The sequence below is a fragment of the Salinispora vitiensis genome, assembly GCF_000378825.1.
Lineage (GTDB): Bacteria > Actinomycetota > Actinomycetes > Mycobacteriales > Micromonosporaceae > Micromonospora > Micromonospora vitiensis.
On record NZ_KB900388.1, the window covers coordinates 2,631,614 to 2,646,350 of the forward strand.

The window sequence follows — 14,737 nt, forward strand, 5'->3', positions numbered from 1 at the left end:
GTCGGGGGCGTCGCCCATCCTGCCCCGAGGGCGGCCCCGATCAGTCCCGGGGGCGGGCCTGGCGGGGAATGACCGGCTCGATCCGCGGGATGACCGGCTCGATCCGCGGCGTTTCCGGGGGCAGTTCGGCGGCGGCGGCGAGCGGCAGGGTGAAGCGTGCGTCGGCCGCCGGCCCGACCGCGTGCGACTCGCGGAGCATCCAGCGAACCTCGTCGGCGGTCCACCCCAGCCCCGGCCGGGCAGCGATCTCGCCGAGCAGCCGCAGCGCCGCGCGGGTGTCATCGTCGTAGAAGCGCACGCACCAGTGGTGCACCCACATGCCGAGGGCACGGAGCCGGTCGTCGTCCAGTGAGCGGACGAGCCGGCCGCTGGCGGTCTCCTCGAACGCCCGCTCCGGGTTCCCGGCCCGGTCCCGGTCCAGCGCTCCGACCGCCGCCGGTGCGACCGCCCGCATCCGGGTGAAGAAGCCCTGCGTGACCGCCGGATCCAGCGGTGGGTGCCCGTTAAGTGTCGGTGCCTGCCCGCCCGCCCCGCTCGCCATCGCCGCACCCTTCTCCCATGATCTGGTGTGCGAGACGGTACCGACCAGGACCGACCGTTCCTGCCCCGGGCACCCCCGCGGTACGCCGACGTCCGTTTCCCGCCAGCCGACGGGCTCCGGACGGAGGCATCATCGGTGCGTGGACCTGGACTTTGAGCGGTGCTACCGGGCCGTTGACAGCCGTGACCAGCGGTTCGACGGCTGGTTCTACACCGGCGTGCTCTCCACCGGCATCTACTGTCGGCCATCCTGTCCGGCGATCACCCCGAAGCGAAAGAATGTGCGATTTTTCCCGTCTGCTGCCGCGGCACAGGGGGCCGGACTGCGGGCCTGCCGCCGCTGCCGGCCGGACGCGACCCCCGGTTCGCCACAGTGGGACCTCCGGGCTGACCTGGTGAGTCGCGCCATGCGGCTGATCGCCGACGGCGTGGTCGACCGCGACGGGGTACCCGGTCTGGCGGCGCGGCTCGGCTACACCGAACGGCACCTGTACCGGCTGCTCCGCACCGAGTTGGGCGCCGGGCCGCTCGCGCTGGCCCGCGCCCAGCGCGCCCAGACCGCGCGGACCTTGATCGAGTCCACCGACCTCGGGCTGGCGGAGGTCGCGTTCGCCGCCGGGTTCGGCAGCGTACGGCAGTTCAACGACACGCTCCGCGCGGTGTACGCGGTCCCGCCGTCCGAGCTGCGGGCCACCCGGGGAGGTCCAACGGCACCCGCGGGTCCCGGCACCATCACGGTACGGCTGGCCTACCGCCTCCCACTGCACATCGGGGCGCTGCTGGACTTCCTCGCCCCGCGGACGCTGCCGGGGGTGGACGAGGTACGCGCCGGCACCTACCACCGGGGCCTGCGGCTGCCGCACGGCACCGGTACGGCGGCGCTGACCCCGACGGAGCGGCACGTGGTGGCGACGCTGCGCCTGACCGACCTGCGGGACCTGGCGCCGACGGTGGCCCGGTGCCGGCGGCTACTCGACCTCGACGCCGATCCCACCGCGGTGGACGCCGCCCTGGCCACCGATCCCGCCCTGGCCCCGATGGTCGCGGCGGAACCCGGGGTCCGGGTGCCCCGTACGGTCGACGGTTTCGAGGTGGCGGTCCGCGCGGTCATCGGCCAGCAGGTCTCGGTGGCCTCCGCCCGCACCACGCTCACCCGGCTCCTGCGCCAGCTCCCCACCCCGGTGGCCGAGGCGGAAGGCGGCGGGCTGTCCGGGTTCCCCGCCGCCGCGGAGGTGCTGGCCGCGCCAGATTCGGCCTTCCGGATGCCCGCCGCCCGCCGGGAGACGCTGCGTCGGCTCGCCGCGGCGGTGGCCGCCGGTGAGGTCGACCTGGAGCCGGGTGGGGATCGGCAGGAGACCCGGCAACGGCTGCTGGCCCTCCCTGGGATCGGGGCGTGGACCGCGGACTACGTGGCGCTCCGCGCGCTCGGCGACCCGGACGTCCTCCTCCCCACCGATGTGGCCGTTCGCCGCGGCGCCGCCGCCCTCGGCCTCCCCACCAGCCCGGACACCCTGCACTCGTACGCCGACCGCTGGCGCCCCTGGCGCTCGTACGCGCTGAGCCGACTCTGGAGAGCAGCATGAACACGATCGACGCCGCCGTCGCCGACACCCCGGCCGGCCCGCTCGGCATCCTCGCCGGGCCGGACGGGGCGGTCCGAGCCGCCGGCTTCACCACCGACCTGCCCGCCCTGCTCACCCTGGTCCACCCACGCCTGCGCGGCCCGTTGCGCCACCGACGCGACCTCGGCCCGGTCACCGCCGCCGTCACCGCGTACCTGGATGGGGAGGTGACCGCGGTTGATGAGGTTCCGGTGGAGCAGCACACCGACGGCGCGTTCCTGGCCCACGCCTGGGACGTGCTGCAGGACCTGAAGCCGGGCGATCCGGTCACCTACACGGAGTTCGCCGGGCTGGCCGGTCGCCCCACGGCGGTCCGGGCCGCCGCGGCGGCCTGCGCCCGGAACGCCGCCGCGCTCTTCGTCCCCTGTCACCGGGTGCTGCGCACCGACGGAACGCTCGGTGGCTACCGCTGGGGGCTGGATGTGAAGAAGTGGCTGCTGAATCATGAGCGTCAGTTGACAGCAAGCTGACACCGGCGACGTTCCTAAAAGACGTAACGTCGGGTAGTGCCCGCGGAGGTTGACGGTTATCCGGGCCCCACCACGGGCCGACATCCGCTCGACAGCCTCTGGCGGCTGCGGCCCTACCTGCGCCCGTACGCGCCGGAGTTCGCCTGGCTCTTCCTCGCCGGCCTGGCCGCCGTGGGGGCGGGGATCGCCGTACCGCTGGTGGCGCAGCGGGTGGTGGACGGGCCGGTCGCCCGGCAGGATCCGGCCGGGCTGTTCCGCCTCGCCGGCCTGGCGCTGCTCTTCGGGCTCGCCGAAGCAGTGCTGATCTTCATCCGCCGCTGGGTGCAGTCCTCCTCCTCGTTGGGGATCGAGACGGCCATCCGGGCCGACATCTACGCCCATCTGCAACGGTTGCCGGCCAGCTTTCACGACCGGTGGCAGTCCGGTCAGCTCCTCTCCCGGCTCACCACCGACCTTTCGGCGATCCGTCGGTTCCTCTCCTTCGGCCTGCTCTTCCTCGCCCTGAACCTGGTCACGTACACCGTGGTGGTGGCGCTGCTGATCCGGCTGCACCCCGTACTGGGCCTGGTCGTGGCGGTCAGCGCCATCCCGCTGTTCCTGCTCGCCCGGCGGTTCGCCCGGGCGTACCACGCCGCCTCCCGCCGGATGCAGGACCAGCAGGGTGACCTGGCCACGCTGGTGGAGGAGACCGCGCAGGGGCTCCGCACGGCGAAGGCGTACGGGCGCGGGCCGGAGCTGGCCGCCCGGTTCGCCGTCAGCTCCCGAGCGCTACACGACACCGCGGTCGGCAAGGGACGGCTACTCGCCGACACCTCCGCCCGGCTCGACCTGGTGCCGAACCTGACCCTGGGCGTCGTCCTCGTCGCCGGCGCGGGCGCCGCCGCGGCCGGCACGCTCACCATCGGCGAGCTGGTGGCCTTCGTCAGCCTCCAGCTCCTGCTGATCTGGCCGGTACAAGGCCTGGGGTGGATCATCGCGGGTGGGCAGGAGGCGGCCACCGCGGCCGACCGGATCCGGGAGGTGTTGGACACCCCGGTCGCGATCCTGGACGCTCCCGACGCGGCCGCACCACCCCGCGCCCAGCTCCTCGGCCGGTTGCGGTTCTCGGGTGTCTCGTTCCGGTACCCGGGTGCCCGCGAACCCGTGCTGCGCGAGGTCGACCTCACGGTCGAGCCGGGCGAGACCGTGGCGCTGGTCGGCGCGACCGGCTCCGGCAAGAGCACCCTGCTGTCGCTGGTGCCCCGGCTGCACGACGTGACCGGCGGCCACCTCACCATCGACGGGTACGACGTGCGGCACCTGCAGTTGGCGACGCTGCGCCGGCTGGTCGGGGTGGCCTTCGAGGAGCCGACGCTCTTCTCCATGTCGGTGTGGGAGAACGTGACCCTGGGCCGGCCCGACGCCGGCGACGAGGAGGTCCGGGCCGCGCTGACGCTGGCGCAGGCCACCTTCGCCTACGACCTGCCGTGGGGCTTGGCGACCCGGGTCGGCGAGCAGGGCCTGTCCCTCTCCGGCGGACAGCGGCAGCGGCTGGCGCTCGCCCGGACGGTGCTCAGCCGCCCCGCCCTGCTCCTGCTCGACGACCCCCTCTCCGCCCTCGACGTCCACACCGAGGCGCTGGTCGAGGCGGCGCTGCGCCGCGCCCTGCCCAACACGACAACGCTGGTCGTGGTGCACCGACCGGCCACGATCGCCCTCGCCGACCGGGTCGCCCTGCTCGAGGACGGCCGGATCACCGCGCTGGGCCGGCACTCCGACCTGCTCGCCACGGTGCCGGCGTACCGTGCCCTGCTCTCGGCCGAACCAGGGCCACCGGCAGGCGATCCGGCCCCCAACGGTTTGGTGCGCTCGTGACCGACGGCGACGATCCGGGCGGCGACCCGCCGCCCGCCATCCCCGTGCCGCGACCGCGGTCTTGCTTCCTCAGCAACGGCGCGGTGGAGTCGACCCAGGAGAACTGGCGCGGCATCGCGGTCGACCCGGACGCCGACCGCAGCCGGGCCGAGGACACCGACCCGGCGGCGGTGGCCCGGCTGCGGGCCCGCAGCCGGGCGCTGCTGCGCAACCTGCTCCACCCGCACCGCCGGCAGCTCGCCGTCGCCGTCGCGCTGCTGCTCATCCAAAACGTGGCGGGCATGGCCGGACCGTATCTGGTGATGCTCGGCATCGACCGCGCCATTCCGCCGCTGCGGGCCGGCGACGCCGGGCCGTTGGCCTATATCGCGGCCGCGTTCGTCGTCGCCACGGTCGCCGAGTACACCGCCCGCCGCGGCTTCCTCGTCCGCTCCGCCCGGATCGGTCAGGCCGTGCTGCTCGACCTCCGGCGCCGGGTGTACCGGCACTTCCTGCGCCTGTCGGTGACCTTCCACGAGCGGTACACCTCCGGGCGGATGGTCTCTCGGCTCACCAGCGACCTGGACTCCATCGGCGAGTTGGTCGGCGGCGGCATCGACAGTCTGGTCCTCGCCGCCCTGTCGATCCTGTCGGTGGCGGCGATCCTGCTCTGGCTGGACCTTCCGCTGGCCGCCGTGACGCTGCTGGCGTTCCCGTTCCTGTTCTGGCTGTCCCGCTGGTTCGCCCGCACCTCGGCCGTCGCGTACCGGTGGACCCGGGACAGCATCGCCCTGGTCATCGTGCACACCGTCGAGTCGCTGCGCGGGATCCGGGCGGTGCAGGCGTTCCGCCGCGAGCCGCGCAACCAGCGGATCTTCACCCGAGTCAACGACGACTACCGACGGGCCAGCCTGCACGCGTTCCAGCTGATCGCCACCTACTCGCCCGGGGTCAAGCTGATCGGCAACGTCACCATCGCGGTGGTGCTCTGCTACGGCGGGTGGCGCGTCCTCAACGGTCACGCCGAGGTCGGGGTGCTCGCCGCCTTCCTGCTCTACCTGCGTCGGTTCTTTGAGCCGATGCAGGAGCTGAGCCAGTTCTACAACTCGCTGCAGTCGGCCACCGCGGCGCTGGAGAAGCTCGCCGGGGTGCTGGACGAGCAACCGGAGGTACCGGAGCCGGCCCGCCCGGTGCCGCTGCCGGCCGCCGAATCCGGGCGCGGCGCGGTCGCCTTCCGCTCGGTCTCCTTCGGGTACCACCCGCAGGCCCCGATCCTGCGCGGGTTGGATCTGGACATCCCGGCCGGACAGACCGTCGCGCTGATCGGGCCGACCGGCGCCGGCAAGTCGACCATCGCCAAGCTGCTCGCCCGTTTCCACGACCCGAACACGGGCACCGTTTCGCTGGGCGGTGTGGACCTGCGGGACCTCGCCGACGCCGACCTACGGCAGACACTCGTCCTGGTCACGCAGGAAACCCACCTCTTCGGCGGTACGGTCGCGGAGAACATCCGCTTCGGCCGGCCGGACGCCGACGACGCCGCGGTGGCGGCGGCGGCGAAGGCGATCGGCGCGGACGAGTTCATCACCGCACTGCCCGACGGGTACGCGACCCAGGTGCATCGCCGCGGCAGCCGGCTCTCGGCCGGTCAGCGGCAGCTCGTCGCGTTCGCCCGGGTGTTCCTGGCCGACCCGGCGGTGCTGATCCTCGACGAGGCGACCTCGTCCCTCGACGTCCCGACCGAACGCGCGGTCCAGCGGGCCCTGGCCACCATTCTGCGGGACCGTACGGCGCTGGTGATCGCGCACCGACTCTCCACCGTCGAGATCGCCGACCGGGTGGTGGTGCTGGAGTCGGGGCGGATCGTCGAGGACGGACCACCGGGGCAGTTGGTCCACAGCGACGGGCGGTACGCCGCACTGCACCGCCAGTGGCTGGATTCCCTGAGCTGAGCGAGAGGAGAAGGTCAGTCAGGCGACACCGGGCCCGACGGCGCTGACCACCTTGCCGTCCCGGACTTGAACGATCTGGTCCGAGCGGTCCGCCAGCCCCTCGTCGTGCGTGGCGATCATGATGGTGGTCTTCGCCGTGGTGCGGAGGTTGAACAGCAGATCGATGATCTGGGCCCCGGTCTGCGAGTCGAGGTTTCCGGTCGGCTCGTCCGCCAGCAGTAGGCTCGGTCGCTGAATCAGCGCACGGGCGATCGCCACGCGCTGCTGCTGCCCCCCGGAAAGCTTCGACGGCAGCGCATCCTCGCGCCCGGCGAGCCCGACCTCAGCCAGGAGTTCGCGGGCACGTTCCTTCTTGTCGAAGGCGACCTTCAGCGGGAGCACCGGTGCCATGACGTTGTCCAGGGCGGTGAGGGTCGGCAGCAGGTGGAAACGTTGGAAGACGAAGCCGATGGTGCGTCGGTAGACAGCCAGCTCCCGACCCCGCAGCGACGTCACCTCACGACCATCCACCATGATCGTGCCGCTGTCGGCGCTGTCCAGCGCCCCGATGAGGTGCAGGAGGGTGGACTTGCCCGAGCCGGACGGTCCCGTCACCGCGACGAGCTTCCCACGCTCGACAGCCAGGCTGATCCGGTCGCACGCACTGATCGGATGCTCGGCACCGGTTTCGTACACCTTGGTCAGGTCGGTCACGCGCACCATCACGTCGTCGTCCGACGTGGCGGGGCTGGCCTCGGTTTCAGCTGACACTGTCGTCATCCCTCAATCGTCCTCGGCGAGCAGGCGAACGGTGTTCTGCCGGCGCTGGGCGGTGATTGGCGCGACGAGAGCGAGGGCAGCGACCGCCGCTCCGGCCACTGCGGTCACTCCCCCCAGGACCAGCAGCGCGTTCAGCGAGTCAGCGGACCCGCTGAGCCCCAGCGCTGCCGCCACGCCCGCGCCGGCTCCGACCAGAGATCCGAGCAGGCCGATAGCGACCCCCTCCACCGTGATGAGGGCGGCGATACTCGTCTCGGTCCAGCCGGTGGCGCGTAGCGTCGCAAACTCCGCCGCCCGCTCGCGTACGTTGAGATAGAGCACGTCCGCCACGCAGATCACCGCCAGGACCAACATCGCGATGACCGCCGCGTAGTCGGCCTCGCGTACCTGGACGGAGACCACGTCTCCGAGCAGGCTGCCGACCAGCCTCCCCTCGAACTGGGTGGTGATCGCGACGAGCAGCGTCAGGGCGCTGGTGCCCAGCGCCAGTGCCGCCCCGCCGAGCAGACTCCGGGAGCTGCGACGGCGCAGGTTGGCCAGCCCCAGACCGACGACTCGGAGCCGGAGGGAGGTACGGCGCCCCGTCGCGACCGCGGGCCGGACGGCGGCCATGGGCACCACCCGGGAGGCGGACCAGGCCGGGATCAGGCCCGCACCGGCGGAGATCACAATTGCTGCGGGGATCGCCAGCAGGCAGCGCTGCCAGCTCAACGTCAACCCCAGGGCACCAGCCGTCGTCCAGGCGACCCCGGCGCCGATGAGGCCCGCGATCACCGCCAACAGCATCAACTCGCCGAGCACCAGGGTGAACCGGGCCCGCCGGGACCAGCCCACACAGGCCAGGATGCCAAGCTCGGTGCGACGGGTCCGCACCGCGGCCGCCGAGGCGTTGCCGATGAAGAGGGCGCAAACGACCAGCACCAGTACGAACAACAGGAGGCTCTTGCGGTCGACGGCCTCGGTGATGACGGCGGCGACGCCCTTCTTGGTCCACAGTTCGGTCAGGCTGAGTGCCGGACGGCCCAGCTCGCCTTCGGGCAGGCTGATGGCCTGGGGTGACCGCGACGCCCCCAGCATGATGTCCACCTCGAGCCCGGTCCGCTCGTTGATCTCCTCGGCGACCAGCCGGACCCGTTCCCGGGACGCGTCGTCGAAACCCGCCACCCCGTCGACCCGCACTCGCACCGCGGAGATCGGCGCGCTGGCCGAGGCGTCCTTGCGGTAGTAGCCGTTGTTGAAGGCGGGCAGCGCGTCGAGCGTGGTGAGCAGCGTCGGCGGCTGTTGCAGGTAGCCGACGGGTGAGGCGTTCGGCCGCAGATCAGCGCCGTTGAGCAGGTCGCAGGAGCGCTGGTCGGCGCAGCTCAGTCGGGCTGGGGTGAACGCGGCGACCGACTCGGCGGCGAGCGCGGAGAACTCGGTCAGCGCCGCCCGGTCGAAGGCCCCGACCGACTGCAGCTGCACCCGATAGGTGGGATCGCAGTCAGGGTCGGGCTCATCGGGGCACGATTGGGTGCTCGGCGAATTTCCGTGGATCGACAGCTCCCGGAACGGGGTGTCCGCTGTCTCGGGGGCAATCTGCACGACGAGGCCTTCTTCTCCCCACTGAGCCGGTGGAACCGTGGTGGGCTGCGGGACGAGGGTGTCACCCACCGGCTCCTGGTCAACCGGGCCGGGCCGCCAGTAGGTGTCCAGTGAGCGATGCCCCTGATCCCCGCTGTACTGTTGACTCACCCGCTGGTAGGCGTCCTCGGCCGTCACGCTGCCGGACCAGACCTGTTCGCCGGCCACCGTCTCCAGTGAGCGGGCGAAGTCGCTGCCAACGCTTCCCACAGCTCGCTCGGCGGCCTCGGCGGGCAGGGCCTCGACGACCACCTCGAGTGTGGCGTCGGTCGTGGGCTGGGCGCTGTGCAGGACCGGCACCGTGCGCAGCTTTGGGTCGATCGACTCCTCAGCCCAGGTCTGGGGAAGGTAGCTCCCGGAGACCACGCTCCGGTCCAACCCGATCAGTTCCGCCTCGGCCGCCGGATCCACTGCCGCGATGAGGTAGGGAGCGGGCCAGGGAATGGTTGCCGTTCCCGGATCGGTGACGGCACGATCCCCAAACCGACTCAGGGAGTTGCACCCAATGGCCGGGTCCGAATCTCCACTGGACTCAGGCAGGGCGTCGGCATCCTCGCGACACACCGGCACCTGCTGACCGTTCGCGAGCTCCAGCCACGGGTCGTGGGGGGTCTTCTCCAGGTCAACCTGGATCTCGTTCGGAGTGAAGTAGGAGTATTTGTTCGGCAGCTCGATCCGGGTCAACCCGCCGTCAACAACCCGGGTTGACCTGATGCGAAACAACGACCGCCGATCACGTGGCACCGAGCTACCGAGCTCCACCGGAGCCCCGCCAGCGAGATTGCCGAAGCCCACCATGGCGATCGGCGCCGCCACATCGACTCCCGGCACGGACCGAATCTGCGTCACCTGGTCGAGCGTGATGCCGCCGAAATGATCAGAGAGGAAGTTGGGCCGCACCAGACCCTTGGCATTTTCCAGCTCGAGGCGGGACTGCGGAGGGCGCACCAGGACGTCATAGGCCGACCGAGAATTCGCCCCTACCGTACCGACGACCTCCAGCCGCGATGCCTCCGAGGCCGCGGTAAGGACAGTGAAGCTGGAGACGGCCACCGCGATTCCGGCCAACAGTGCCAACGCCCGGCCGGGGCGCCGCTTGAGCTGCGACTGAATCAAAGTCCACACCGGTGCGCCCCCGCCTCGATAGCCCCGCCGCACCGAGGTGCGCCTCGCCGGCAACCGCTGGCCAGCAGTATCGGAGATTAGCTATGGACTATCTGACCGATCAAGGCCGGCTCCTCCCAATTGACCGGATCCGGCCACCGGCAAGACCTGTTGACAGGCAGGGTAGGGGCCCTGATGATGGTTCGACCCCTGGGCTGCCTCTGGGCAACCGGGGGCCGCGCCACGGGGGAAGGGCCGCAGGACCCATGTCGAAGACAGATGTCAGCCCAACGTCGCTGCAGATCGCCATCCTGAGGTCCAAAGCCTCCGGTAAGGATGACGCCGCCGCCGCACGGGAGCTCCACATCAGCGAACGCACGCTACGCCGGCACCTCGACCGGCTGACCCGGACGCTCGGAGTCGCGGGGCGGCTCGCACTCGGCATCGAGGTCGGCCAACGCGGCTGGCTCAGCAGCGAGCGAATCGGTGCGCAGCACCACCTCGCCTGCGGCTGCCAAGCTTTGGACGAATCGCCCTAACCCCGCGCTGTTCGGATCACCCCGCCAGCGACCCGCCGGCGGGGCCGCTGGCTGCCTCAGCTGGTTTCGCCGGCCACGCTGAACGACCGGAGCCGATCAACCGCCAGGGCGGTGAAACCGACCGCGATCAACGTGCTCATCACCGCCGCGACCGGCACCGAGACATCGGTGGCGAGCAACTCCGTCGGGGCGAACCGGTCGGCGAGCGCGATCACGTACTGCTGGATGGAGAGCACCTTCGTCCCGCTGACGAAGTTGCCGAGCAGCCCCTCCCAGATCAGCACGTAGACCAGCCCGAGCAGCACCGGACGCCGCGTGACCAGGCTGAGCGCGAGGAAGAACGCGCAGTAGGCCAGCGCACCGATGGAGGCGGCGGCGGCGAGCGCCAGACCGACCCGGACCGAGCTGGCGAGGACACCGGCCACATACAGCGGTACGGCGACGGTGACCGCGGTGACTCCGGCCGCCACCGCCAGCTTCGGCAACACGATCTGCCAGCGCGGCAACGGCTTGGTGAGGATGTGCACCACGGTGCCGTCGTCGATCTCCGCGCCGAGCACGCCGGTCCCGACGATCAACGCGATCACCGGCAGCACCACGGCCAACCCGAGACCGACCAGCACCGGCGGCCCCCACTCGCCGGGATCCACCCCCAGCGAGCGGGAGAGCACCGCGAGCAGAACCAGCAGCACCGGCAGCGGGAACAGCAGCAGGAAACGACGCCGCCCCAAGAGCCCCCGGGCGGTGATCCAGGAAACAGTCGACATGGTCAGGCCTCCACCAGGTAGGAGAACACGCTCTCCAGGGACTCGTCCTCGGGCACCAGCTGCCGCACCCGGATCCCCCGGGCCGGGGCGACCTTGGGCAGCACCCGGGTGAAGGCGCCGTAGTCGCTCACCCGCACGGTCAGCCCGGCCTGGCCCAGCTCCACGCCGGTCACCGACGGTTCCGCCATCAGCGCCACCGCGAGCGCCCGGTCGTCGGTGGACCGGACCGCGAAGACGTGCGGCCGGTTGGTCATCAACCGACGGATCGTCCGGAAGTCGCCGGAGGCGGCGAGCCGGCCGGCGACCATCACCTGCACCGTGCCGGAGAGCTGCTCGACCTCCTCCAGGATGTGCGAGCTGAACAGGATGGTGCGCCCGGCGCCGCCAAGGCGGTGCAGCAGGTCCATCATGTGCAGCCGCTGTCGCGGGTCCATCCCGTTGAACGGCTCGTCGAGCAGCAGCACCTGCGGGTCGTGGACCAGCGCCGCCGCCACCCGCGCCCGCTGCCGCATGCCCTTGGAGTACGTGCCGATCCGGCGGGACTGCGCCCCCTCCAGCTCGACCAGGGCGATCGCCCGGTGAGCGGCCTCCGCCGGGTCCGGCAGCTGGTGCATCCGCGCACTGGCCAGCACGAACTCGTACGCGGTGAGGAAGGTGTGCACGGCCTCCCGCTCGCTGACCAGGCCCAGTCGCCGGTAGGCCTCGGGGTTGCGCCAGGTGGGCGCCCCGTCCAGGGTCACCGCGCCACGGGACGGCGCGAGGAAACCGGCCATCATGTGCAGCAGCGTCGTCTTACCGGCACCGTTGGGGCCGAGCAGGCCGGTGACCCCCGGCCCCAGGCTCATGCTGACGTCGTTGACGGCGACCACGTTGCCGTACCAGCGGGAGACCCCCGCCAGCTCCAGTCGGCTGCCCGTGGGCGCCGACGTCGACCTCGGCTCCACACTAGTCACGCTCATCGGGTGGCCACCTTCCGGTAGCGGGCCAACAGGAGGACGACACAGCCGGCCACGAGCAGCACGGCCGCGAGGGCGTAGAGCGGGCCGAACCCACCGATGGGCAGTCCACCCCCGCCCTCGAAGAGCAGGTCACCGAGCGCCCAGGTGCCCACGCCGTTGACCATGGTCATGGGGGAGGCGAGGAAGGCCAGCTCATTGATCGTCTGGGCGGGCAGGATGGCGAGGATGCCGACGATCGGCGTGGTCATCAGGAAGACCGCGACGATCCCGCCGGCGGCGAACGCCCGCTTGCCGGTGAGCGCGGCGATCAACACGCCGATCGCGCCGAAGACCGCTGCCCAGAGACCGGCGTAGAGCAGGCCCGGCAGCAGGTCGAGCAGCTCGTTCCAGACTCCCCGTGGCCCCTCCTCGGTGGTGAAGGCGGCGCCGAGGAACATCACCAGCTGCGGACCGCCGAGCAACAACCAGAGCGCGGTGACCAGGGCGAGGAGCTTGGCCAGCGGATAGTCCGACCGGGCCAGCGGCCGGGAGAAGTACAGCGGCAGCACTCCGCTGCGCAGGTCGCGACTGACCAGTTCGGGGGCGGCGACGGCAGCGAAGAAGATGATCAGCCAGCTCATCGTGTCGGCGAACTGCGCGTACGTGAGCACCACCTGACCGATCTGGCTGCGGACGGCGGCGACCACCGCGGCGACCACGATCACGATGCCCACCACCAGCCAGGGGAAGATCTTCGCCTTGGCGCTGCGGCCGAAGCCGAAGACTGTGCGCAGCCCGTGCAGGTAGAGCGCGGCGAAAACCGGGCCACGGCCGAGGCGGGGGCCCGAGTAACGCTGGTAGCCGATGTCGTGAATGACTCCGGTCGACTCAGACATGGCTGGGCTCCCTCGTGGCGAACAGCTCGGCCACCCGGTGGCGACGCTGGTCCAACCGGTGCAGCGGCAGGTCCAGCTCGGCGACCGCACCGAGGATCTGATCATAAGTGTCGTCATCGGCCAACTCGACGAGGAGCAGGCGGCCGTCCCGGCGGACCGGCAGCCGCAGCGCGGCCAGGTGGGCGGCCAGCTCCTCGGTGCCCTCGCTGACCTCCACCGCGAGCACGTCAGTGGCCGAGGTCATGGCGTCGATCCGGTCGGCCCGCAGCAGCCGGCCGCCGTCGATGGCGACCAGCGTGTCGCAGATCCGCTCGACCTCGCCGAGCAGGTGCGAGCAGACCAGCACCGAGATGCCGAACTCGGTGCCGATCCGGTGGATCAGGGCGAGCATCGCGTCCCGCCCGGCCGGGTCGAGCCCGTTGGTGGGCTCGTCGAGCAGCAGCAGGTCCGGGTCGTGCACCAGGGCCTGCGCGAGCTTCACCCGCTGCTTCATGCCGGTTGAGTAGCCGCCGACCGGGCGGTAGCGCTCCTCGTAGAGCCCGACGTGTCGCAGGGCCTCGCTGGCCCGCTCCCGGGCCACCGTCCGCGGCAGGCCGCTGACCCGGCCGAGGTGGGTGACCAGCTCGGCGGCGGTGAGGTCGGGTGGCAGGGCCTCGTGCTCGGGCATGTAGCCGACCCGCGCCCGGACCTGCTCGGGCTGGGTGGTCGGATCCAGGCCGAGGACCCGGACCTGCCCGTTGGTCGGCGGAAGCAGGCCGAGCAAGATCTTGATCAGGGTGGACTTGCCGGCGCCGTTCGCGCCGACGAGACCGACGATGCCGGGCTCGACCACGACGGTCAGATCAGTCAGCGCGGTGACCCCACCCCGGTAGGTTTTGGTCAGCGACTCGGTCGCAATGAGTGCCACGCTCCCAGCCTAGGCAGGTGCCGCCCGCCGTCGACACCCGACGCGCCCCTGATCATTCCCGTAAGGGCGGCAGTCGTAAGCCTCCGGTAATTTCACCCACCGGCCCCGACCGGCAGACTGTAGACATGGCCTCAAGACTGCTGCGCGCCCCGCTCACCTGGGTCGCGGTCACCGTTCTCGCCGCCGGCACCGCCTTCGGTCTCTACTGGTTCCAGCCGTGGAAACTGGTCACCGACACCGAGGTGAACGAAGAACTCTCGGTCGTGGCCACCGGTGCGCCGTCGTCGCCGGCCAACTCCACGCCCGGCGAAGGCTCCACTCCGGACGAGGGCTCCGCCTCGGACACCGGCCCGGTGATCGTGCGCAGCGGCGAGTTCATCACCCACGAACACGACACCAGCGGCACCGCCCGGATCATCCGCACCACCGATGGCAAGCTGCGGCTGGAACTGGTCGGCCTAGCCACCTCCAACGGCCCTGACCTGCGGGTGTGGTTGACCGACCAGCCGGTGCGGACCGGCGAAGCCGGGTGGCATGTGTTCGACGACGGCCACTGGGTCGAGTTGGGCCGGCTCAAGGGCAACCGCGGCGACCAGGCGTACGACATCCCGGCCGACGTGGACCTGGACAAGCTGACCAGCGTGTCAATCTGGTGCAAACGGTTCGCGGTGTCCTTCGGCGCGGCCCCCTTGGCCACTGCCTGAGGTCCGGCCACACCCCCGTCTCCTGGAGTGGCACTCGACCGATCCCCCCGTCGGCTGAGAAACTAATGCCGAACAGTGATTTGGGG

General features: G+C 71.3%; 13 protein-coding genes. 6 read left to right on the plus strand and 7 right to left on the minus strand.

The features are described from left to right. Positions 1-40: 40 nt before the first annotated feature. Positions 41-541 (minus strand): hypothetical protein, encoded by a 501-nt coding sequence (locus SALPAC2_RS0112180; protein WP_018216933.1) that lies wholly within the window; start codon positions 539-541, stop codon positions 41-43. Positions 542-680: 139 nt separating this feature from the next. On the opposite strand from SALPAC2_RS0112180, the gene SALPAC2_RS0112185 reads away from it, so the two are divergent. The 4 genes from SALPAC2_RS0112185 to SALPAC2_RS0112200 are packed head-to-tail and all read left to right on the plus strand — an operon-like array spanning position 681 to position 6,417. After that, positions 681-2,123: an AlkA N-terminal domain-containing protein gene (locus SALPAC2_RS0112185; protein WP_018216934.1), complete on the plus strand. Its 1,443-nt coding sequence runs from the start codon at positions 681-683 to the stop codon at positions 2,121-2,123. Then, the gene (locus tag SALPAC2_RS0112190; RefSeq protein WP_018216935.1) at positions 2,120-2,632 is read left to right on the plus strand and encodes a methylated-DNA--[protein]-cysteine S-methyltransferase; all 513 of its coding nucleotides are present in this window, start codon (positions 2,120-2,122) and stop codon (positions 2,630-2,632) included. Before SALPAC2_RS0112185 ends, SALPAC2_RS0112190 begins: the two co-directional genes overlap by 4 nt. 36 nt (positions 2,633-2,668) lie before the next feature. Continuing rightward, positions 2,669-4,486: an ABC transporter ATP-binding protein gene (locus tag SALPAC2_RS0112195; protein WP_018216936.1), complete on the plus strand. Its 1,818-nt coding sequence runs from the start codon at positions 2,669-2,671 to the stop codon at positions 4,484-4,486. Then, positions 4,483-6,417: an ABC transporter ATP-binding protein gene (locus SALPAC2_RS0112200; protein ID WP_018216937.1), complete on the plus strand. Its 1,935-nt coding sequence runs from the start codon at positions 4,483-4,485 to the stop codon at positions 6,415-6,417. Before SALPAC2_RS0112195 ends, SALPAC2_RS0112200 begins: the two co-directional genes overlap by 4 nt. Before the next feature lie 18 nt (positions 6,418-6,435). On the opposite strand, the gene SALPAC2_RS0112205 is transcribed toward SALPAC2_RS0112200, so the two are convergent. Continuing rightward, entirely contained in the window at positions 6,436-7,176 is a 741-nt protein-coding gene (locus SALPAC2_RS0112205) for an ABC transporter ATP-binding protein (RefSeq protein WP_018216938.1), read from the minus strand. Between the two features lie 3 nt (positions 7,177-7,179). After that, positions 7,180-9,873 carry an ABC transporter permease gene (locus SALPAC2_RS0112210; protein WP_026184673.1) on the minus strand — a complete coding sequence of 898 codons (2,694 nt, stop codon included), beginning with the start codon at positions 9,871-9,873 and terminating at the stop codon, positions 7,180-7,182. A gap of 293 nt (positions 9,874-10,166) precedes the next feature. Here SALPAC2_RS0112210 and SALPAC2_RS0112215 point away from each other — a divergent pair, with 293 nt between their 5' ends. Continuing rightward, on the plus strand, positions 10,167-10,439 hold the full coding sequence (locus tag SALPAC2_RS0112215) for a LuxR C-terminal-related transcriptional regulator (RefSeq protein WP_018216940.1): 273 nt from the start codon (positions 10,167-10,169) through the stop codon (positions 10,437-10,439). 56 nt (positions 10,440-10,495) lie between these two features. Here the strand turns inward: SALPAC2_RS0112215 and SALPAC2_RS0112220 are convergent, their stop codons facing one another. The 4 genes from SALPAC2_RS0112220 to SALPAC2_RS0112235 are packed head-to-tail and all read right to left on the minus strand — an operon-like array spanning position 10,496 to position 13,947. Next, positions 10,496-11,206 carry an ABC transporter permease gene (locus SALPAC2_RS0112220; protein ID WP_018216941.1) on the minus strand — a complete coding sequence of 237 codons (711 nt, stop codon included), beginning with the start codon at positions 11,204-11,206 and terminating at the stop codon, positions 10,496-10,498. Positions 11,207-11,208: 2 nt separating this feature from the next. After that, entirely contained in the window at positions 11,209-12,165 is a 957-nt protein-coding gene (locus SALPAC2_RS0112225; protein WP_026184674.1) for an ABC transporter ATP-binding protein, read from the minus strand. Beyond that, a complete protein-coding gene (locus SALPAC2_RS0112230) occupies positions 12,162-13,040 on the minus strand; it encodes an ABC transporter permease (protein WP_018216943.1) in 879 nt (292 codons plus the stop codon). The genes SALPAC2_RS0112225 and SALPAC2_RS0112230 overlap by 4 nt, the downstream gene beginning before the upstream one ends. Then, positions 13,033-13,947, minus strand: a complete 915-nt coding sequence (locus tag SALPAC2_RS0112235; protein ID WP_018216944.1) for an ABC transporter ATP-binding protein — start codon at positions 13,945-13,947, stop codon at positions 13,033-13,035. Before SALPAC2_RS0112235 ends, SALPAC2_RS0112230 begins: the two co-directional genes overlap by 8 nt. Positions 13,948-14,072: 125 nt before the next feature. Here SALPAC2_RS0112235 and SALPAC2_RS0112240 point away from each other — a divergent pair, with 125 nt between their 5' ends. Further along, positions 14,073-14,651 carry a DM13 domain-containing protein gene (locus SALPAC2_RS0112240; protein WP_018216945.1) on the plus strand — a complete coding sequence of 193 codons (579 nt, stop codon included), beginning with the start codon at positions 14,073-14,075 and terminating at the stop codon, positions 14,649-14,651. Positions 14,652-14,737: the final 86 nt, after the last annotated feature.

Coding starts and splice junctions, on each gene's coding strand:
- SALPAC2_RS0112180 (WP_018216933.1), bottom strand. CDS start 541: ATGGCGAGCGGGGCGGGCGGGCAGGCACCGACACTTAACGGGCACCCA.
- SALPAC2_RS0112190 (WP_018216935.1), top strand. CDS start 2,120: ATGAACACGATCGACGCCGCCGTCGCCGACACCCCGGCCGGCCCGCTC.
- SALPAC2_RS0112205 (WP_018216938.1), bottom strand. CDS start 7,176: ATGACGACAGTGTCAGCTGAAACCGAGGCCAGCCCCGCCACGTCGGAC.
- SALPAC2_RS0112215 (WP_018216940.1), top strand. CDS start 10,167: ATGTCGAAGACAGATGTCAGCCCAACGTCGCTGCAGATCGCCATCCTG.
- SALPAC2_RS0112220 (WP_018216941.1), bottom strand. CDS start 11,206: ATGTCGACTGTTTCCTGGATCACCGCCCGGGGGCTCTTGGGGCGGCGT.
- SALPAC2_RS0112225 (WP_026184674.1), bottom strand. CDS start 12,165: ATGAGCGTGACTAGTGTGGAGCCGAGGTCGACGTCGGCGCCCACGGGC.
- SALPAC2_RS0112230 (WP_018216943.1), bottom strand. CDS start 13,040: ATGTCTGAGTCGACCGGAGTCATTCACGACATCGGCTACCAGCGTTAC.
- SALPAC2_RS0112240 (WP_018216945.1), top strand. CDS start 14,073: ATGGCCTCAAGACTGCTGCGCGCCCCGCTCACCTGGGTCGCGGTCACC.